The organism is Methanococcoides sp. NM1 (genome assembly GCF_900774285.1).
GTDB lineage: Archaea > Halobacteriota > Methanosarcinia > Methanosarcinales > Methanosarcinaceae > Methanococcoides > Methanococcoides vulcani.
The window spans coordinates 48,537-68,784 of the sequence record NZ_CAAGTW010000011.1; the positions used below are offsets into that span (position 1 = coordinate 48,537).

A 20,248-nucleotide genomic window follows, 5' to 3' on the forward strand; every position below is an offset into this window, starting at 1 on the left:
AATTTTTCAGCCAAAGTGTTATTTTTTGTCATCCTTCTTCCGCATTGTATTGTATCCCATGTAAGCTCCGATCAGGAGTATTCCTGCAAGTGCCAGCGTCGTGATGCTGATACGGGCTTCCCTTGACCTGAGCGGAACCTCAACAATAATGTTGTCCGAGAACTCGATCTCGCCGTCCTCATCACAATACTTGATCTCACTATCAATTCCGTAATTCTTCTCCACTGCAGATATCTCCGCAGCAAGATCGAATGAAGCAGTCTTACTCTCCCCCGGTGCAATAGTACCCAGGTTCACGACTGACCTGTCGGAACTTAGTGGTTTCATAACAATTATTCGGGCAAAAGCATCAACTGCTTCAACCTCACCCACATTCGTATAGGTCACATTAATGATACCTGACTGCCCGGATGTAAGTTCACCCTCCACATCGGACACCGCGAACTTTGCAGCTGGCTCAATCACCAGTGGGATCTGAAGTGTAGTATTCCTTGTCTTGTAAAATGTTGTATGATCAAGATCAGGCAAGCCAAGCCTCACAGTACTTCCATCGGTCATCTCGACCTGACTCTGGAATTCATAACTAACAGGCAACAAAAGCACGTAATTACCCGCAGGTGCATTGTCTGAGATCGTGATGGTAAAAGACATCGGATCATCTGGCAGTACTCCCGGGTATAGCTTGTCAAGTGTCTGAACACTTGTTGTCGGGTCGACCTCTATATTATCTATGGTCGAGACCATCTCAGCCTTAACCCCAAAAGCAGTCGTCCTCAAAGACTCATATTCAATTTCCTTTAAAGACTTTGCATGGTCCTTCTCGCTTGTCCCTACATCGGCCTTAGCCTTGAATCCATAAAGTACACCTCTGTTCGAAAGGACAATGCGGACCTGTGTAGTCTCACCCCTTTCAAATACAGTGTCACCAAGAACGGAAGCATAGATATCAGGTTCACCGTAGGCATCATAATAATTGGTAGAGAACTCATAGGTCGGCTGTATGAACTCTTTTGCTCCTACAGGAGATGCAGTGACCGCAAACAAAGCCGCAGTCAGCAGAACAGCCATCATGACCGCTGAATTCACATATTTGTTTTTTTGTGTTTTTTTACAGTTCGTCATCAAAAGGCATCAGCCCCCGGATCAGTTCCATATTTTCCAGTTTCTGTCGTTGATATATCATCCTCAAATGATCCATCAAGTATTATCTTTTTTGATTTCCTCTTTTCACGGAAATTGTCGAGCAATACCATCACAGGCGGGAAGATCACAAATGTTGCGAACAGGGCAAGCCCTACATCTATTACAGTGATCATTCCAAAACTGCTGATAATATTGAAATCGGATGCTACCAGTGCACAAAAACCGAACAGCGTCGTAAGTCCGGAAGTGATGATAGCTTTTCCGATCTTGACACCTGCTTCGGTCATTGCTTCTTCAGGAGTGGCACCTTTTTCTTTTTCCTCGAAATACCGCTCCATCATGAGTACAGCGTACTCAGAACCCACACCAAGGATAAGTGCACCCAGTGTAGCTGTCATTGGTGTGTATTCCATACCCATCAGGTACATCAGTCCTCCTGACCAGCCGACAACCATGAACATTGTCACTACCGGAACAAGGGCCTTGAGAAGATCACGGTAGATCAAAAGCAATCCACCAAATACCAGCCCCAATCCCAGATATGTCATAAAGACCCTTCCTGAAGTGAGAGCTCCAATGACCTCTGTGAAAACTACACTGCTTCCGGTTATTGTAGCAGTCATCCCCGGAGGCGGGGACATCCACAGCATGTCATCCCTTACAACATCCGTAAGAACTTCGATCCCTTCCATACCAAGGCTTCCCATTGCATCACCAATGTTCAGGTTAAGCAAGAGCATATTCTCCCCATACATGAAACGGTCTTTCTGCTGGGCAGGCATCTGTTCATACAACGACCTGATCTCACTTTCACTTTCGGGGATCACGCCACCGTTCATTGACTTAATGACAGTTGCCATGCTTTCCGCCCCGAGGATACTGTTCCGGTTATCCACTTCGTGAATACTGAACTCATCCATCCATTTCAGAGTATCAGGATCAGCAACATTATCGGTCTTTATAATAATGTTCAGCTGGTCCTCGCCTCCTGTAATATCAGAAAGATGTTTCAGGTCGACCAATGCCGGCAGGTCCTGCGGTACAAAGCTTTCCGTATCTGTCTGAATAGGAACCTGGGTATCAGCCACCAGACCACCGGCACAGACCAGAACGGCAATCGACAGGATCATGAAAGGATGTTTTATAGTGAAATGGGTAGTACGACCCAGGAACCTGTCCAGCATATCCGGCTTAGCTTCACCGGAATCCGAGGATGATGTCTTTGATTTACTTTTGCCGGTCAGGGATAAATGTCCGAACCTCTCCTTGCGTATGGATTGCATGTTGTCAAGACCATATATCACGGTCACACCGACGAACAGGGAAGCAAGGAAACACATCACAATACCTATGAGAAGCAGCTTTGCAAAGTCCTGTATCATGGGCACGCTTGATGTCAAAAGGGAAAAGAAACCCAGTGCCGTAATTATAAGTGCGATCAGGACAGCCGGACCGGTGTGTTTGATAGTATCCACCACTGCCTCTGCCGGCGTCTCACCACGCTCAAGTTCTTCTTCAATACGATTATGGAACTGGATGGCATAATCGATACCCAGCCCTATAAGCACAGGGAAGGCTGCCATTGAGACCATGGTCATTGGTATCTCCAGATAACCCATGGCACCGAAAGTGTAGATTATACCCAGCAATACAATAGCAAGGGGCATAAGTCTCCACCGGACATGGCCGAACACAAGATATAGCACAACGATCATCAGGACGACCGAAAGCCCAAGCAGTACAGCCATACTTGACATCATGGCATTGTTCATGGAAACCATGAAAGCCGGCTCCCCTGTTACTATAATATTATAATCAGGAGGGAATTCTGCCAGAGCAACTGATGTCTCGATCTCCCTTAATATCTCCTGTTTCTGATCATCACTTACCGAACCTGCTATTTCAACATAGATAAGTGTGTGAGTACTGTCTGGCATCAGTTGTTCAGGAACATAGTGAGTGATAAAAGACTCCAACTCTACCTTGTCTTCAGGAAGTACTGCTTCACCGGTAAGAGCGAAATTGGCATCTTTGACAACCGATGAAACACTTTGCACCCCCACCACACCGGGAAGTGAAGAAGACATGTGGCCAAGCCGATCCATTGCCTGTAACAAGGCAGGATCACTTACCTGACCGTCCTCCACCATTATGACAATGGCTTCAGTACCAAAAATATTCATATAAAGATGATCAAAGTCCTGATACAATTGCGAGGTCTTCTCAACAAATGTTTCAGTTCCCGATTCCATAGTGATGTTCTGTGCACCCTGAACAGAAACAAGGACAAGCAATAATGCCACTAATATTATAGGGATAGTATTGTTCTCAATAAATATCCCCAGTTTTTCGAATACATTTTTTATGGTGGTCGCCTCCTCATTAATTATTGTTGACCATGGCCTCAGGAGAACATTTCTGGTCGATCAGTTCAACCGACCGATCATACATGTGGCGCTGTAATTTGAGTAGGATCAGCTGTGCTTCAATAGCCTTTTCAAGCGTTTCATCATCCAGATCGCTCATACATTTTTTAGCTACTGAGAACATTTTATGGATGATCTTCTTAGTGTGTTCCACACCTTTTTCAGTAACAGATATCAACACTTTCCTGCGATCGGAAGGATCGCCTTTCCGACAGACAAAACCTTCATTTTCAAGACTGTCGATAAGGCTTGTAACACTGCTCTTTTTGAGTTCCAGGAACCTTGCAAGGGTAGAAGGCATGATCTCGCCCTCTTCCTATATGAGAAGAAGGGCCTTGTTCATGGTCTTATGTGCACTGGTACAACCTTCATATTTCAGGAAACATTCAGTCATGTTACCCTCTAATTTTCTTTTGAGATGTTCCATTTCCACATGTAATTTGACGAATTGCTCAATTTTATCCAAATTGTACCTCCTGAACCCAGTACTCAACGTTGAAACTGCAACAATTAGATAATCGAATTGTTTGATAAACTAATAGTTCGATTTTCTAATATTCTAAGTATTATATAAGGTTTTTGACATTGCTGGCAAGTACGACCATTTTGATTTGTGTTTGTCGATAAATGCGCGCGTTAGAATTAATCTCAACTGACAAAATATACAAACAGAACAACACTACAAATTCTAAAAAAGAGCAACAGCTGGAGTATTAAAAGCAAAATGAAACAACAGAAAACATAGATAAAAGAGTTGGAGGAGGAGTATCATCAGACACGCCTCCCCGTTTGGAGTCAGCCCCCTAAAAGGAGTGATGTTATAAAAAGATATTTGTCAATGATTATTCACGATATTTTGTAACTTTTGAAAATAAAATTGAATTAATGGATAAAGTAAATCGAACTATAGCATGACCAATATGTTGCATAACCCCACATATAAATACCAAAACAAAACCTATCGAACTCATCAGATCGTAAATCGATGAGATGCAGACCCCATAGAACATCCCTGTCAGAGAATTTTACAATACCCTTATATACACATCAACACCAACAAATAATGGGTATTGTTTTAAAATTAAGGGAGTTGATCACATGCTATCACAAAATCTACCATACATGAATCTGACATATTTTGATTTGCTATCAGCCTTGGTAATACTTGTTGTAGGTATCATTATAGCAAAGATCATAGCGGGAATATTTAAGAGCGGACTTCAAAAAACAGAACTGCCCGAACTTGTAGCAGAATTCCTGTCCAGGTTCGTTCTGGCATTGTTGTATGTTGCAGTCATACTTGCAACGGTATCAGCACTTGGTCCTGATATTAGCTCGATAGTAGTCGGGCTTTCAGCAGTCATAGGCTTGGTACTTGGCTTCGGAATGCAGGACACACTGACAAATCTTGCAGCAGGCATATGGCTCGCCACACTGAGACCATTCGACAAAGGAGAATATGTATCAGTGACAGGCTACTCAGGAAGTGTAAGTGCTGTTGGTTTTATGGCAACAGAATTGCTTACGCCCGATAACAAGGTCATTACCATTCCTAACAAGGTCATTTGGGGAAGCGCCATCGAGAATGCGACCAGAATGCCTACCAGAAGAGTTGATGTTAACGTTGGCATCAGTTACGACACAAAGCTGGATCAGGCCATCCAGGTTGCTATGGACCTTATGAAGAACAACTCAATGGTCCTTGCTGACCCTGCACCTGCTGTTGTCACTACTGAACTTGCAGATTCATCTATAAATCTCCAGCTTCGTGCATGGGCAAATACATCGGATTACTGGGGTGTCAAAGGCGATCTTACCAACGGAATTCTGAATGCATACAAAGAAGCAGACATCGAAATTCCATACCCACAACTGGATGTCCATATGGACAAATAATGAATTATCTGACATAAGGGGGAACTTAGAAATGACAGAGAATAAAACAAGCATCCAGCCATCAACTAACGGTCCTTACCTTGCAAAGGACCTTAACAACCTGAAGAACTCAAAAGGAGATACTTTTGAACCAAAGCCCATGGTAGCCATGTGTCGCTGTGGACAGTCATCAACCAAACCTTTCTGCGACGGTACACATGTAAAGGTAGGTTTCACCGGCGAGAAGCTCGAAGGCAGGCAACCTGACAAAGTGGATGACTATGTTGGAAAAGATATTACTATCCACGACAATAGGGGAGTCTGTTCCCACAGAGGATACTGTACAGACAACCTCCCATCAGTATTCAGGATGAAGCAGGAACCATGGATCGATCCTGAAGGAGCCAGTGTGGAAGACATAATGAGAGTTATCGAGATGTGCCCATCAGGTGCCCTTAGCTACACAAAAGATGGTGTGCTACACAAGGAACTTGACAGAGAACCTGGAGTTACTATCTCAAAGGATGGACCCTATGAAGTAGTAGGCGGGGTCGAACTTGATGATCCTGATGGAAATACCCCTGAATCTAAGGAACACTACACTCTTTGCAGATGTGGTGCTTCAAAGAACAAGCCGTTCTGTAATGGCGAACACTGGTATGTCGAGTTCAAGGATGAGAAGAACTGATCCGAACGACTGCGAGGGATGACATGGGTAAATACAAATGTTCGGTTTGCAACTGGACATATGACGAAGAAGCAGAAGGGCAGGATTTTGACTCCCTGCCCGATACTTACACCTGCCCGGTCTGCGGAGCACCGAAATCCGCATTTGTCAAGGAAGGCGGTGCAAAGGAAGATCAGGATATAAAGACAACTGTTGCTGACAAGATCGTCGAGCAACTGGAAGCGTTTGGTGTAAGATACGTTTACGGCATACCAGGAGATTCAAATCTTCCACTTATCGATGCCATCAGAAGGAGCGAAAATATACGTTTCATTCTCACACGCCATGAGGAAACAGCTGCATTCATGGCATCAGCACATGGAAAGATGACATCCGAACTCGGAGTGTGTATTTCCATTGCCGGACCCGGTTGTACCAACCTGATAACCGGATTGATGGATGCTGCCACCGACAGGAGTTGCGTACTTGCTTTTGCAGGTCAGGTGCCGGAAGTATACCTTGGAAGCGAAGCATTCCAGGAGATCGACCAGATCGAGCTGTTCAAGCCATTCACTGAATTTGCCGAGACCATTGCCAGGGATAAACAGGCATTAAAGTTACTCACCACGGCAGTTAAGTACGCACACCGAAAACCGGGAGTCTCGGTTCTTAGCACCCCTACAGACATTCTTGCCGAGAAACTTGGTGGTAAGATCTATTTGCCTGAAAAGAGAGTTTTCAGGAACAAGACATCTCCAAAGGAGGAGGATGTACTAAGGGCAGCGGAACTTATCAACGGATGTGAAAAAGTGACCCTCTTTGCAGGATGGGGTTCCCGGCACAGCAAGGAACTGCTGCTGGAGATGTCACGAAAAATTAAAGCTCCCATTGCAACCACATCAAGAGCCAAGGGTGTGATCCATGAGACCGAACGCTTCAGCGTAGGCGTCCTGGGGTCCATCGGATCAAAACATTCTGCACAGGCGATCAAGGATTCTGACCTGATAGTCATAATTGGTTCCGGTTTCAGACAGGCTAACCTCGTACCTACTGGCATAAAGATAATCCAGATCGATATCGACCCTACAAAGATAGGAAAGACCTTTGATGTGGATGTTGGAATTGTCGGCGACGCAGATCTTGTACTTAAGGAACTGTTGCCTCAGATAGATGAAAAGAATGAGAACAAAGAGTTCCTGGAGAACATCGACCGGATGAAAAAGATACATAGGGAAGAATTGGAAACCGATGCCAATGACCTGTCCATACCAATAAATCCCGGCTATATTGTGCAAGCTATCAAACGTCATGCAGACAAAGATGCCATCATCTGTGTCGATGTTGGAGACCATACATACTGGTTCTACAAGAAGTTCGTCTGTGAAGGACAGAGGACATTCATGTCAGCAAACATCGCGAGCATGGGTTTTGCACTTCCTGCATCCCTTTCAGCAAAGCTTGACTATCCTGACAAACAGGTCATCTGTGTAACAGGAGACGGTGGATTCGGGATGCTCATGGGTGATTTCACAACAGCTGTAAGGGAAGAGCTTGGCATCAACGTCATTGTCTTTAACGACGGCAAGCTCAAGAACATAAAGAAAGAGCAATTAAGGGACAACTATCCGGAATACGGAGTCACTTTCCCGAACCCTGACTTTGCAGGATTTGCAAGATCTGCCGGAGGGGAAGGCTACAGGATAGAAGACCCCACACAACTGGACGACGCACTGGAAAAAGCATTCAATTCAGGAAAAGCAGCACTTATTGACGTGGTCGTAGACCCCGAGAAGACAGCTGCCAGTACAAAGAGGGTGGATTAAGGAGTTACCTCCACACCCTTCCAGAATGCAACATGACCTGTGATCTCTTTTGCAGCAGGCTTGGGATCTGGATAATTCCAGGCTGCATCTTTATTCACATCGTCGCCTACAACGATATCGTAGTAATATGCCAGACCCTTCCAGGGACATGTCGAACGGGTATCTGATTCCCGCATGTATTCTCTGTTCACGGAATCCGGTGGGAAGTACAGATTTCCTTCGACCTCCTTCACCGCATTGCTTTCTGCAAGTATGACACCATTCCATTTCGCTACTGCCATTATATATCCACTCCTGAATAACTGGTTAAAAGAAGTTGTAAAGCATTATTTATGTGGATTGTGGTAAGCTGGAATTTTCAGGTTGTAGTCGTAGCCATAGTTGTAGTTGTAAATGTAAATGTAATTGTAATTGTAAGATGCGCCAACAGTTGTGAGTTATTAAATATATCGAATGGGAATGACGTTATTCGATATCAAAGATATGAACGCCCATGTCCTCAAGAATCAAGCCCAATTTGAACAACGGAAGACCGACAACATTAAAGAAATCTCCCCTGATACTTTCCACAAGTATGGCACCTTTCCCCTGAATCGCAAAAGCTCCGGCCTTATCCAGCGGTTCCCCTGACCTTACATAGGAAGCAATCTCCTCCCCGGACATCTTTTTCATATTCACATCCGTTATCTCGGAAATGCTGACATCCTCCCCGGAATCAATATCCAGAACCGTCATGCCCGTGATAGCCTGCACGACCTTTCCACTGATACTATCAAGCATTTTCCTTGCTTTCTCAGGAGAGTGTGGCTTTCCAAGAACCTGCCCTTCACAGAGGATCACAGTATCAGCCGAGATGGTGATGCCTGAATCGAACTTCCCGGCAACATCCCTTGCCTTGGAAAGGGAATGGTGGACAACCAATTCGGTTGCATCCATTCCGACCTGTGGAGATTCATCATATGAACTCACACAAACCTCGAAATTGTCCCCGATAAGCTGCCCCAGCAACTCTTTCCTCCGAGGAGATGCTGATGCAAGAACTATCCTGCGCATGATATCATATACCCTTAAAATAATGCCCTCTGGAGAACTTCACACCTCTTCTGGGCCGAAGTTCTGCAGGCTTACCGTCAAGCATTCTTCGATATGCTGAAGTGATCTCCTTTACATCCCTCTTGCCATACAGGGACAGGTCCAGACGCATAACATCTGCACCGCATTTCTTCAGTTCATCAATTTTATCGAGCATGTCCAGCACTTTGGAATCGTAGATCAGCGTCCTTTCATCCACACGCTTTACGGGATATTCCACACTCTTTGAATCTACCATAAGCACTTCACTGCTGGCCGTAGCACTACCCTGCTCAAGCAAAGGCTTCAACAGGTCATGCTCTGTGATAAGCATCAGTTCCCTTCCATGCACAACTATTTCCAGCTGATGTTCCTTACCACGACAGGAAATGTCATCACAAGCATCACTGATCTCATCAAGGTTCAGCTCGGTAGATAATGTGACACGATATGCCCCGGCCCTGTAGAACTCATCTGCTGTGTAAGAATTGAAAGTATTGAACTCCTTTTGCACCACGAACGGCACTCCGAGCTGTTTTGCAACTTCGACCTGCCCCAGAGTGTAGCAGGCAATGTGGAAACCGTCATCTTTTGCTTTTTCCATCAGCGGCAATAGCTCCATGAGCTCAGCTTCGTGGCTTATGCGTGGTGCCATAAGAACTATTTCAGAATTGCTTCTGGCATCATCCAGTTTCCCGGCATTTTCTTCCAACATCAACTCGTGCAGCTTCCTGATCGGCAGGTAGACTATGTCCGCACCCATATCCACAGCATCGAAAAGAGTGCCTGCATTCTTCACTTCCACGCTCAGAAGTGGAGTTTGCGTTTCATCCTTGGAGACACTATCGTCCACACAGAAGTGTGATATCTCTGATAATTGCGGATGTTTTTCTTCCTTCATGTATTGTGCAAGGATCTTTTCAAGCAAGTTTTCCGCAGCTTCCCTCCTTGCACCTGAGAGCACACCAATAGGAATAAAGATGTTTCCATTGATCTTCAGATCCACCGAAGATGCCGAAAATGAAGTATCTCCTAATTTTTCCATTGCCGAAACGATCTGTTCCTCAGAAGTCGGGGCTTTCTTGGCTTCCTGAACCTCAAACTCATCAATGACATCAACGCTCATTTCACCGGAGGTCATACTGACCTTTAATCGTTCACCAACCTCAGCCGTCACTTCGATGCTTACAGGAAGTCCCTTTGCCTTAGTTCTCTGAAGGCTTTCCAGAAGCATCTGATCAGTTGTAAGGTAGACCTCATTACCCCTGACAACAGCTTTCCCGGTCTTTGAGCTGATCTCAATGATGACCTTCTCACCTTTCTTCGCGGTCTTTATTTCGTTCTCATTAGCATCCAGAAGTTTATTGATCGCAGAACCCAGCACACCTGCCTTTGTGTGTATTCCTACACCATCCTTTACCTGGATATCTTCCTTCAGAGTCAGGGTTAAATTGGTTGTATACTTGTAAGTGGAGATCTCCTTGATCTTCCCGAGGTAAACACCATAACTTGAACTGTATTTAGAGTGGACAACATCCCTCTCGCCAAGAACAAAACCCTTTGTGAATCCACGGTAAAACATCTGTGCAAGGTCCTTTTCGAACGCCTCGATCTCGGCATCATCAAGCTTTTCTTCATTGCAGATCGCTTCTACTGCCCGCTTGTACACACTTGCACTTTCGGTCACATATTCCGGTTTCTTCATCCTTCCTTCAATCTTAAGGCTTCGAAGACCTGTACCAACGATCTCATCGAGTTCCGAAAGTGTGCACAGTTCAGCACAGCTTATCGGGAACCTGCCTACACCTTTAACATTGACATTACGACCGTTCACAACGAAGTTATATGGCCTTCTGCAGGGCTGTGCACAGGCTCCGCGGTTAGCGCTCCTGTCACTCATGAAACTGCTGAAAAGACACTTCCCAGAATAAGAATAGCAAAGAGCTCCGTGTACGAAGATCTCGATCTCGGTATCGGAATGCTCCACGATGCCAGTAATTTCCTTCACCGTGAGTTCACGTGAAACGATGACACGAACAGCACCTTCGTTTGCAACAAAGTCTACACCTTTCATGCTGTGGACTGTCATTTGCGTACTTGCATGCAGTGCCAGATCCGGATAGATCTCATGAAGGATCCGAAGAAGACCAAGGTCCTGCAGGATAATAGCATCCACACCGAAGGAATAGGCTTTGTCCACAACATCCAGAGCATGCTGAAGCTCCTTCTGCTTGATAGGTATATTCAATGCCAGAAATGCTTTTACACCATGGGAATGCAACATATCAATAGTATCTTCAAGGTCTTCCATGGAGAAGTTCTTCGCACCTTTTCTTGCATTAAGGTCTGTCACACCAAAATAGACCGCATCTGCACCACCTTTAATGGCACCTATCAACGCGTCGAGATCTCCTGCAGGGGCGAGAACCTCAGGAGGAACATCACAGACCTTTTTATCATTTTTTAATATCATCAGATCACATCTTGTGGAAGGGATCCACCCATAGATCGAATGGACCTTTCATCTAAATTAAGACACCCCTCTTATCAGATGTCTTCTAATAATTCCCTGGCACTCTCATGCATACGCAGGGAATCTTCCTCACGACCCATCTTCCCAAGCAAGGAAGCCAGATTGTCAAGTGTTCGGGATGCATGCTTCTTGTAACTGACCTTTTCAGGTTCGGATTTTAGCAGCCCTGCATATATCTCCAGCGCGGATTCATAAATACGCTTTGCATCCTCATGGCGGTCCATATCAGCAAGCAGTTTGGCAAGGTTGTTCAATGTAAGTGCAGCACCATACTCATATGTAGGATCATCAGGAATACGGTCGAATAGACCCATATAGCCTTCAAGGGATTCCTCGAACATGGTCTTTGCATCTCCAAAATACCCATCCTGTGCTAACAGGGTACCGAGGTTGTTCTTAATGGAAGCAATTCCAAACTCGTGCAAGAGAGGTGATTCTCCTGCTTTTATCAGCTCATCCCTGATGCCCAGTGACATATTGTAGCTCTGGCGGGCATCATCTGTCCTGCCTGCCTTCATCAGGAACCTACTTTTATCATCATAAAGTGTTGCGATCTTTGTGCGATATGAAAGGTCCACAGGCACCATCCGGGAGAGCTTCTCATACATTGAGATCAGGACGTTGTAGTCCGCTTCCTTTTCCGATTCGGGAGAATCTATTACCAGCAAATTTTCCATAGCAAGTAAGATATTCCTGAAGATTTCCAGATAAGTTCTATTGTTAGGTTCTTCTCCCAATAGCTTCAGGATCACAATAATGGACGTTTCATAAATGGAACGAGTATCATCGAGCATATTTTCATCTGCACGTACGGATGCAAGCTTTGTCAGCCCCATGAAAATATCGGAGACCTTGTCAAAAAATGAAGGATCGTCAATTGTAGCTCTTGGGAGCAACTCTACCAGCTCATATATGCGTTCTTTTGCAGAGTCATATTCACCAGTTGCCATAAGGGCATCAACAAGCTTCTCAAGAAGTTCCAGTGACTGCTCTCGTAAGATGCTGTTCGAAGGATCATCCTTCATGGTCCCTGAATAACCATCGAATGCGCGTTCCAGATTCACTCTTGCATCTTCCATAAGTCCCATCTCATAGAGGAGATTGGCCAGATTAGCCTGAATAGTCAGTGCCTTTGTGCCATTCTCCCTGTTCAACGGATCAAGCACGACCATCTTGCCGGAAAGCTTCAGCGCTTTCTCGAACATTTCTTTTGCCTTTTCATTGTGACCTTCATCTGCCTGAATTGTGGCAAGATCGTTCATTGCAGAAGCAGCACCTGAACAGTAAGCATCGTTATTGGGTTCTTTGGCAAGGAGTTTGTCATAGGATGCAACAGCTTTCTCAAAGAAAGGGATCGCTTCAAGGGTATCACCCTGCTCTGAGAGAAGGGAAGCGGTCTTGTTCATGGACAGTGCCTTATGCTCCGCAAATGAAGGATTGGAATCTGGTATATCCTCAACCATTTCAGATGCTTCTGAATACATGGCAATAGCTTTCTCCATCATGCCTGCATTCATAAGGAAACTGCCCTTCCCATCATAAAGTTTTGTGATCTTTGTACGATATGAAAGATCCGCAGAATCCATCTGGCAGAGTTTTTCATACATTGAGATCAGGACATCATAATCCGCTTCCTTCTCAGCATCAGGAGAATCCATTGCAAGCAGCTTTTCCATTTCAAGTAATATGTTCCTGAATATATCCAGATAAATACCGTTATCTGGTACTTCTTCCAATAACTTCAGGATAACAGTAATGGAAGTTTCATAAATGGAACGAGTATCATCGAGCATATTTTCATCTGCACGTACGGATGCAAGCTTTGTCAGCCCCATGAAAATATCGGAGACCTTGCCAAAAAATGAAGGATCGTCAATTGTAGCTCTTGGGAGCAACTCTACCAGCTCATATATGCGTTCTTTTGCAGAGTCATATTCACCAGTTGCCATAAGGGCACCAACAAGCTTCTCAAGAAGTTCCAGTGACTGCTCTCGTAAGATGCTGTTTGAAGGATCATCCTTCATGGTTCCTGAATAACCATCGAATGCACGTTCCAGATTCACTCTTGCATCTTCCATAAGTCCCATCTCATAGAGGAGATTGGCCAGATTAGCCTGAATAGTCAGTGCCTTTGTGCCATTCTCCCTGTTCAACGGATCAAGCACGACCATCTTGCCGGAAAGCTTCAGCGCTTTCTCGAACATATCTTTTGCCTTTTCATTGTGGCCTTCGTCTGCCAGAATTGTGGCAAGATCGTTCATCGCGGAGGCACCACTTGAGCAATAAGCATCGTTATTGGGTTCTTTGGCAAGGAGTTTGTCGTAGGACACAACAGCTTTCTCAAAGAAAGGGATCGCTTTATGAATATCACCCTGCTCTGAGAGAAGGGAAGCGGTCTTGTTCATGGACAGTGCCTTATGCTCCGCAAATGAAGGATCAGAGCCTGCCATATCCTCAAGCAGTTCAGATGCTTCTGCATACATGTCAATGGCTTTCCCTATCCTGCCATCTGACTCCATTATACCTCCGATCGCCTGCAGCACATTGACGAGCAGATCCGGTGAACCGGTCCCCCTTGCATCAGTTTCTGCTTTCATCAAACACTCAAGGGCATCCTCCTGCTGACCATCATATAGGAGAGACATGCCTTTGTTGAAATTTCGAAGTGCCATATCTTTTGATCTTTTGGACATTATTGTAAACCTGTATTTGTACCTGATTTCCACCTGATTACCACAGGGATGCCCTGTCAATACAAAGGTTAGAGGACATACCGAACAGTGATGTAATAATCACATTCATGGAATAAGAATGTTTTAACTTTTCGCTTTCTTCTGGCTACATCCTAGGCTTCTTATTGTTATAATTCTTTGCCTGAAAGGGACTTCTATTTATAAGGTTCATTGCATTATTATAAAGGTTGAATATGGAGTTAAAGAAGATCTTACGTCAGGTAAAAGACAACGAGACAGACCTTGAGGTTGCAGAAAGCCAGATACGATCAATGGGCTATGTGCAAATATCGGATATTGCCAAACTCGACACTTTCCGCAAATGTAGAACCGGCGTAATGGAAGCCATATTAGCCGAAGGAAAGGAAGCCGATGACATAGTCGAGATCGCAAAAGCACAGGTCAATGCCACAGGAAGGGCACTCATTACACGCCTTGACGAAGACAAGGTCACTGCTTTGAAAAGATCTTTCGGAAATGACAATATAGAATTGAGCAAACGTTCAGGAACAGCTGTGGTACACAACGGCACCCCTGCACCCAGAACAGGCGGCAGGGTTGTGATCATTTCAGCAGGGACCGCAGACATAACCGTTGCTGAGGAAGCCAAGATGGTCGCTTCTGAGATGGGATGTGAAACACTGTCCATTTACGATGTGGGTGTGGCCGGATTCCACAGGCTGATATTAGAGATGGAAGATATCGAGGATCACAAACCGGACTCCATTGTTGTGGCTGCAGGAAGAGAAGGTACCCTGCCAACAGTTGTATCCAGCCTTGTCGATGTACCGGTCATAGGATTACCGGTATCCACTGGTTACGGTGCCGGTGCAAAAGGGGAAGCTGCATTGTTATCTATGTTACAATCCTGCTCGGTGATATCAGTTGTCAATATTGATGCAGGATTCGTTGCCGGCGCATTTGCAGCAAGAATTGCAAACAAGGTAGCTGAGGCACGCAATTCCAATAATTAAAAGGGTTGTTGATGGAATGAGATCACTTGTATTTGAGCCGTTCTCAGGTGCATCCGGAGACATGATCCTTGGAGGACTTATAGGGCTTGGCGTGGATGAATCTGAACTTTGCGAGATCATTGAGTCGGTCGTAGATGTCACTATTTCTGTGGGAACTGCAAATAAGTGTGGCATTGAAGCTACGGACGTTCATATCCAAACACATGATGATAAGAACAACAGAAGATATGCAGATCTTATCGATACCGTCAAAGCTGCAGCATTACCTGCTGAGGTCGAGAAAAGTGCTCTTGGTGTTTTCAGACTTATCGGAGAGGCCGAATCCAGGGTACATGGAAAAACCCTCGAAGAGCTTCACTTCCATGAAGTAGGCCAGGATGATGCCCTTGCAGATGTTATTGGTTCCTGTTACGCCATCCATAAAATAAAAGCTGATCACATATTCTGCACCCCTGTCAACGTTGGTGGTGGCAATGTAAAAGCTGCCCATGGCACATTCCCAGTGCCTGCACCCGCCACCCTTGAGATACTAAAAGGAAGCGGGCTGGACATCTACAGCTCGGGTGAACGGGAGCTACTTACACCCACGGGTGCAGCCATACTTGCATATTTTGCAGAACCTGTGGACAGACTGCCTATGGGAAAGATACTTGAGACCGGGTACGGCGCAGGAGATGCTGATACGGAGATGCCGAACGTTCTTCGTACAATGCTAATGGACGTCACCGGAGAGCTATCCCGCGATTCCATAGAAGTGCTTGAGACAAACGTGGACGATGTGACGGGAGAGGTCCTCGGAAACCTGTTCGACAAACTGATGGAAGCCGGAGCAAAAGATGTTGCCATCACACCCACTACCATGAAGAAAGGCCGTAGTGGTCATATAATCCAGGTGATAGCAAAGCCGGAAGACAGTGCACGCATTGCAGGAGAAATTATGCGGCAGACCGGCACCCTGGGAGTACGCGTCATTCCCACAAAACACCGGTTCATAGCCGACCGCAGGATGGACAGTGCCACTATAGCAATTGCAGACAAGGAGTATAAGGTTGCTGTGAAGATCGCGCAGGACAAAAGCGGAGAAATCCTCCATATTTCTGCGGAATACGAAGACTGCCGCCGTGTCAGTGACATTACCGGGTTGCCTTTGAAAGAAGTTATGCGCCGCACAGAAGAGAGCGCATGGAAGAAGTATAAGGACCTCTAAAATAATAAAAATATTTTTAGAAACTTTCTGTCGAGTAAGCGAGGAATTATGCGGCAGGTCCATGTGAGAGAAGAATAAAGGCGAAAGATGCTTGTTTTTAACTTTTGAATTAAATTGCAATTGATTTTTTATTAAAACAAATCGACTTGTTTAATTTAAAAAGAGATTGCAACGACTACATCATCATAGAATATTATCTAGAAGAAAAACATGGAAAGTTATGTAAGCTTTTGATCCAGAGATCGTTTGACCAGATTTCTTCAGGACAAAATTGGAAATTTTGGATTTCCATATTAGATAAAAAAAAGTCTATTGATAACCATATTTAGTTTATTCATAATAGTTGTGACTAATAATTAAGGCGTTAAAATAGTTTATAATTAATTAAATTAGTAGATAATATGTATAATATTTTAACATAAGTTTTATTGATTGCGTTTTTTGAGTAAGCCAGCTGTCAAAAATAAGAGGAGATGTTTATCTATTTCTTGCAAATGTCAAAAAATCCCAGACAATTAAGCCTACACTTATCGTTTTTTTAAACACCAATGTTTATAAGTACCAACTCTTAATTATAGAAATCTTTATATTCAGGCAGATTTAGTCCAGTTTTTTTGTTTATAAAATAATTGATAAATGAAACCATATTTCAACTCAAAAAATAAGCGAGTATATAAATAAAACAAATAACATTATATATTTGAAGATTAGTGAGTAATTGCCTACTGCAACAGGAGCAAAGGGCAAAATAAAGGAGTCAAATATTATTTTAAATTAAGAAGGAGAAACACTTATGGTAAATAAGATAGAAGTAAGAGTTGTATCAGCTTCGCCTTTCCCACATGCATTGCATGGTTTCAGGTTAAGCGACAGAACAGTTGAAGAACACAACGCACACTACGTTCTTGAAAGCTCCGCTCGGAAAGTAGCTGAGTGATAGTTGTTATTTAATTGTCAGGCATTGATATTCCATCGTGGCATATCATTGCCGCAATTTATCTTCCAAAAATCGATGGCTTTCCAATAAGCCGGCAAATAAGATTAAAAATGTCGTCCGTGAGGAAATTTACTTCCTCACGACCTCTTTTGCCTGTTTTAAATGTTCAGTACATTCATCCATCTTTGTAGCAGCTGTGCGGATATGACCTGCAACTTCCTCAAAACCAGCAGCTTCCAACTTGACTATCCAGTCATTGAAACTTTTGCTGTGGCTTTCATTGTGCTCTATCCAGTGTCCCAGAAGATGTTCCAGTTTTCCTTCATCCAGTTCTTCTACCATTTCACTACCTCCACATAAATACTGTTCAAACGGTCCTTGGATCGCTGATCTCACCGGTCAGCGCAGATGCTGCAGCTGTTGCAGGGGATCCCAGATAGATCTGACCACCAGTACCCATCCTGCCTCTGAAATTGCGGTTTGCTGTAGAAATGCACACTTCACCTTCAGCGATAACACCCATGTGACCTCCAAGACATGGACCACATCCGGGAGTTCCAAGGGTCGCGCCTGCCTCCAACAATGTTTCAGCAGTTCCATTTCGAATAGCTTCGATCATTATGGAGCGTGATGCGGGAATAACGAGGGTCCTGACAGCCACTTTCTCACCTTTAAGGATATCAGCGGCAATTTCAAGGTCTTCGAGCCTTCCATTGGTGCATGTGCCGATGAACACCTGGTCCACCTTTGTGCCGGCAACTTCCATGACATCACATACATTGTCCACCTGATGAGGACGAGCAACCTGCGGCTCGAGGTTTGCTGCATCGATATCATATTCAGCGCAGTATTCAGCATCCTCGTCGGCGTAGACAGGTTCATACTCTTCAACAGCCCTGCCTTCAAGGAAATCGAATGTCTTCTTATCAGGCGGTACGATACCGGCCTTACCACCCATTTCGATCGCCATGTTACAAAGAGTCATCCTGCCGGATATTGAAAGATCTGTGATGGTATCACCATAGAACTCTGCGGCCTTGTATGTAGCCCCGGCAGCACCCACTGTACCAATGGTCTTGAGGGTCACATCCTTGGCAAGCACATGCTTACCCAATTTACCCCGGGCTGTCACCTTGATTGTCTCAGGAACCTTGAACCACAGCTTGCCTGCGGCAAATATCTCGGACATGTCAGTAGCTCCCACACCGGTCCCAAATGCCCCGAAAGCACCGTAAGTGCATGAATGGGAATCTGCACCAACTACGAGCTTACCAGGCATTGCAAAGCCGTTCTCAGGAAGCACCTGATGGCAAATGCCTTCACCCACATCAAAGAAGTTGGGGATTCCCTGCTCTGCGATCCAATCTCTTATATCGTGATGCAATGCAGCAGTTGTTTCCGTGTTTGCCGGAGTGAGATGATCAAATGGAATTACAATACGTTTTGGGTCCCATACCTTTTCAAGGCCCATTTTTTTGAACGATCTTACTGCAAGCACACTGGTGCCATCATGAGCCATGGCATAGTCCACGTTCGCCATGATAAACTCGTTTGCTTTTGCTTCATTTCCGCTTGCCCTGCTAAATATTTTCTCGCTTATGGTACTCAAAAGACTAACTCCTGTATCACTTGCTTACTGAATACTACAGTAAACAGATAAATATGTGTATCTGTCCACAGCTGCAAACAGGAGAAATAGACAGATAATAGATCAAAAAACGATCTTGAAATAATTGACAATAGAATTACTTAATAAATAAATTAATAAATGAATCGATAGAATGTAATTAGAAAAGAAGATTATGAAAGGCCTTTCAGTCTTTCAATGTTCTCCAGCATCATTTGATTCTCAGAGATAACCTTCTGCTCTATGGTATCAATGATATCATCCATTGGAACAGTTAGAGTATACACTTTAATAGGTCTGCCCTTCCCCTGTTTCTTCTTTACTTCTTCGACCTCTACCCAGTTGTTCTTCTGAAGATAGGTCATAGCAATACTGACCTCTGGTTGCCTTAAACGTGACATCATCTCGACCTCACGGGAAGTTATCTTTTCAGCAGTTAACAAACAAACAAGTGTCTTTGCCACAGGCTTTGAAACATTCAGTTTCTGAAGGAGCAAGACCATCTCGCTGTCTTCATCATCCACATAATATTCACCATTATTCATATGTCCACCATTATTCATATGTCCACCATTATAGTAGGTATTTTATAAAGGGGATATTATCTATTAGTTTATAAATTTTATGTTTTTCTTTTTATATTATATCGGTAACCTCACCCAGATCCAGATCACGCATCTGGAGCGCGGTTCGAGATGTTTCGCTTCGCTCAACACCTCAAATACAGTATTACCAATGTCATTAGAGGCAGGAACAACAGTCAGCTATGACTAAATTGAAGGAACTAGTTGAATGTATGTAGTTTGAAAAGTCGTGAAAAACAATGAACTAATTTAGAGAAAGTAGATAGAACAATAAATTTAGAAATCTTTAGAAAAGTAGTGATGGTGGGCCCGCTGAGATTCGAACTCAGGACCTTTCGGTTATCAGCCGAACGCTCCACCTAGCTAAGCTACGGGCCCAATGCGTATCTTGCACGATGCCGTTCATCGTACGAGCTACACAATACACATTCTAGTACATTAACATTTCGCTTAGAGATGCCATCATTATGAAAAAATAGGTAGTGAGAGAAGAAACGTCAGCATTACACAGCGATAGCTTTATTTTAGATAATGGTAAGTAATGGTTTAGATATTGGGCCGGTAGATCAGGGGAAGATCGCTACCTTGGCATGGTAGAGGCCTCGGGTTCAATTCCCGACCGGTCCACCAATATTGATTTCTTTTACTT

At 44.3% G+C, this 20,248-nt stretch carries 17 protein-coding genes and 2 tRNA genes; 7 read left to right on the plus strand and 12 right to left on the minus strand.

Annotated elements, in window-relative coordinates; translation table 11 throughout:
* Nucleotides 1-18: 18 nt before the first annotated feature.
* From E7X56_RS10720 to E7X56_RS11850, 4 genes are all read right to left on the minus strand, one after another.
* On the minus strand, nucleotides 19-1,086 hold the full coding sequence (locus E7X56_RS10720; RefSeq protein ID WP_244603499.1) for a COG1361 S-layer family protein: 1,068 nt from the start codon (nucleotides 1,084-1,086) through the stop codon (nucleotides 19-21).
* Nucleotides 1,087-1,121: 35 nt separating this feature from the next.
* On the minus strand, nucleotides 1,122-3,455 hold the full coding sequence (locus tag E7X56_RS10725; RefSeq protein WP_371413373.1) for a hydrophobe/amphiphile efflux-3 (HAE3) family transporter: 2,334 nt from the start codon (nucleotides 3,453-3,455) through the stop codon (nucleotides 1,122-1,124).
* A gap of 70 nt (nucleotides 3,456-3,525) precedes the next feature.
* Nucleotides 3,526-3,870, minus strand: coding sequence for a MarR family winged helix-turn-helix transcriptional regulator (locus tag E7X56_RS10730; protein ID WP_135606747.1), 345 nt, complete (start codon nucleotides 3,868-3,870; stop codon nucleotides 3,526-3,528).
* Between the two features lie 15 nt (nucleotides 3,871-3,885).
* Nucleotides 3,886-4,035, minus strand: a complete 150-nt coding sequence (locus E7X56_RS11850) for a hypothetical protein (RefSeq protein WP_167879529.1) — start codon at nucleotides 4,033-4,035, stop codon at nucleotides 3,886-3,888.
* A gap of 632 nt (nucleotides 4,036-4,667) precedes the next feature.
* Here E7X56_RS11850 and E7X56_RS10735 point away from each other — a divergent pair.
* The 3 genes from E7X56_RS10735 to E7X56_RS10745 are packed head-to-tail and all read left to right on the plus strand — an operon-like array spanning nucleotide 4,668 to nucleotide 7,934.
* Entirely contained in the window at nucleotides 4,668-5,465 is a 798-nt protein-coding gene (locus E7X56_RS10735) for a mechanosensitive ion channel family protein (protein WP_244603500.1), read from the plus strand.
* A 31-nt stretch (nucleotides 5,466-5,496) separates the two neighbouring features.
* The gene (locus E7X56_RS10740; RefSeq protein ID WP_135606748.1) at nucleotides 5,497-6,132 is read left to right on the plus strand and encodes a CDGSH iron-sulfur domain-containing protein; all 636 of its coding nucleotides are present in this window, start codon (nucleotides 5,497-5,499) and stop codon (nucleotides 6,130-6,132) included.
* A 23-nt stretch (nucleotides 6,133-6,155) separates the two neighbouring features.
* Nucleotides 6,156-7,934 carry a thiamine pyrophosphate-dependent enzyme gene (locus E7X56_RS10745; protein ID WP_135606749.1) on the plus strand — a complete coding sequence of 593 codons (1,779 nt, stop codon included), beginning with the start codon at nucleotides 6,156-6,158 and terminating at the stop codon, nucleotides 7,932-7,934.
* On the opposite strand, the gene E7X56_RS10750 is transcribed toward E7X56_RS10745, so the two are convergent.
* The 4 genes from E7X56_RS10750 to E7X56_RS10765 all read right to left on the minus strand — a co-directional run bounded on the left by E7X56_RS10750 (nucleotide 7,931) and on the right by E7X56_RS10765 (nucleotide 14,264).
* A complete protein-coding gene (locus E7X56_RS10750) occupies nucleotides 7,931-8,215 on the minus strand; it encodes a DUF427 domain-containing protein (RefSeq protein ID WP_135606750.1) in 285 nt (94 codons plus the stop codon). The two genes, E7X56_RS10745 and E7X56_RS10750, sit on opposite strands and share 4 nt — an antisense overlap.
* A 184-nt stretch (nucleotides 8,216-8,399) precedes the next feature.
* Nucleotides 8,400-8,987, minus strand: coding sequence for a Maf family nucleotide pyrophosphatase (locus E7X56_RS10755; RefSeq protein ID WP_135606751.1), 588 nt, complete (start codon nucleotides 8,985-8,987; stop codon nucleotides 8,400-8,402).
* Nucleotides 8,988-8,991: 4 nt separating this feature from the next.
* Nucleotides 8,992-11,478, minus strand: a complete 2,487-nt coding sequence (locus tag E7X56_RS10760) for a U32 family peptidase (protein ID WP_135606752.1) — start codon at nucleotides 11,476-11,478, stop codon at nucleotides 8,992-8,994.
* A gap of 74 nt (nucleotides 11,479-11,552) precedes the next feature.
* Nucleotides 11,553-14,264, minus strand: coding sequence for a tetratricopeptide repeat protein (locus E7X56_RS10765; RefSeq protein ID WP_135606753.1), 2,712 nt, complete (start codon nucleotides 14,262-14,264; stop codon nucleotides 11,553-11,555).
* Nucleotides 14,265-14,464: 200 nt separating this feature from the next.
* On the opposite strand from E7X56_RS10765, the gene larB reads away from it, so the two are divergent.
* The 3 genes from larB (at nucleotide 14,465) to E7X56_RS11855 (ending at nucleotide 17,388) form a co-directional block, all read left to right on the plus strand.
* Nucleotides 14,465-15,244: a nickel pincer cofactor biosynthesis protein LarB gene (larB, locus tag E7X56_RS10770; protein WP_135606754.1), complete on the plus strand. Its 780-nt coding sequence runs from the start codon at nucleotides 14,465-14,467 to the stop codon at nucleotides 15,242-15,244.
* A 16-nt stretch (nucleotides 15,245-15,260) separates the two neighbouring features.
* Nucleotides 15,261-16,451: a nickel pincer cofactor biosynthesis protein LarC gene (larC, locus tag E7X56_RS10775; RefSeq protein WP_135606755.1), complete on the plus strand. Its 1,191-nt coding sequence runs from the start codon at nucleotides 15,261-15,263 to the stop codon at nucleotides 16,449-16,451.
* Nucleotides 16,452-17,244: 793 nt separating this feature from the next.
* Nucleotides 17,245-17,388 (plus strand): hypothetical protein, encoded by a 144-nt coding sequence (locus tag E7X56_RS11855; protein WP_167879530.1) that lies wholly within the window; start codon nucleotides 17,245-17,247, stop codon nucleotides 17,386-17,388.
* 129 nt (nucleotides 17,389-17,517) lie between these two features.
* Here E7X56_RS11855 and E7X56_RS10780 read toward each other — a convergent pair whose 3' ends face one another.
* From E7X56_RS10780 to E7X56_RS10795, 4 genes are all read right to left on the minus strand, one after another.
* A complete protein-coding gene (locus tag E7X56_RS10780; protein WP_135606756.1) occupies nucleotides 17,518-17,730 on the minus strand; it encodes a hypothetical protein in 213 nt (70 codons plus the stop codon).
* A gap of 25 nt (nucleotides 17,731-17,755) precedes the next feature.
* Nucleotides 17,756-18,988, minus strand: coding sequence for a 3-isopropylmalate dehydratase large subunit (locus E7X56_RS10785; protein ID WP_256360063.1), 1,233 nt, complete (start codon nucleotides 18,986-18,988; stop codon nucleotides 17,756-17,758).
* Between the two features lie 200 nt (nucleotides 18,989-19,188).
* Nucleotides 19,189-19,560: a transcriptional regulator gene (locus E7X56_RS10790; protein WP_210409274.1), complete on the minus strand. Its 372-nt coding sequence runs from the start codon at nucleotides 19,558-19,560 to the stop codon at nucleotides 19,189-19,191.
* Between the two features lie 340 nt (nucleotides 19,561-19,900).
* Nucleotides 19,901-19,977 (minus strand) — tRNA-Ile (locus E7X56_RS10795).
* 177 nt (nucleotides 19,978-20,154) lie between these two features.
* Between E7X56_RS10795 and E7X56_RS10800 the strand changes: the two genes are divergently transcribed.
* A tRNA-Ala gene (locus E7X56_RS10800) sits at nucleotides 20,155-20,229 on the plus strand.
* Nucleotides 20,230-20,248 lie beyond the last annotated feature (19 nt).

Coding starts and splice junctions, on each gene's coding strand:
- E7X56_RS10740 (WP_135606748.1), top strand. CDS start 5,497: ATGACAGAGAATAAAACAAGCATCCAGCCATCAACTAACGGTCCTTAC.
- E7X56_RS10790 (WP_210409274.1), bottom strand. CDS start 19,560: ATGAATAATGGTGAATATTATGTGGATGATGAAGACAGCGAGATGGTC.
- E7X56_RS10760 (WP_135606752.1), bottom strand. CDS start 11,478: ATGATATTAAAAAATGATAAAAAGGTCTGTGATGTTCCTCCTGAGGTT.
- E7X56_RS10745 (WP_135606749.1), top strand. CDS start 6,156: ATGGGTAAATACAAATGTTCGGTTTGCAACTGGACATATGACGAAGAA.
- E7X56_RS10750 (WP_135606750.1), bottom strand. CDS start 8,215: ATGGCAGTAGCGAAATGGAATGGTGTCATACTTGCAGAAAGCAATGCG.
- E7X56_RS10730 (WP_135606747.1), bottom strand. CDS start 3,870: ATGCCTTCTACCCTTGCAAGGTTCCTGGAACTCAAAAAGAGCAGTGTT.
- E7X56_RS10755 (WP_135606751.1), bottom strand. CDS start 8,987: ATGCGCAGGATAGTTCTTGCATCAGCATCTCCTCGGAGGAAAGAGTTG.
- E7X56_RS10780 (WP_135606756.1), bottom strand. CDS start 17,730: ATGGTAGAAGAACTGGATGAAGGAAAACTGGAACATCTTCTGGGACAC.
- E7X56_RS10735 (WP_244603500.1), top strand. CDS start 4,668: ATGCTATCACAAAATCTACCATACATGAATCTGACATATTTTGATTTG.
- E7X56_RS11855 (WP_167879530.1), top strand. CDS start 17,245: ATGGTAAATAAGATAGAAGTAAGAGTTGTATCAGCTTCGCCTTTCCCA.
- larB (WP_135606754.1), top strand. CDS start 14,465: ATGGAGTTAAAGAAGATCTTACGTCAGGTAAAAGACAACGAGACAGAC.
- larC (WP_135606755.1), top strand. CDS start 15,261: ATGAGATCACTTGTATTTGAGCCGTTCTCAGGTGCATCCGGAGACATG.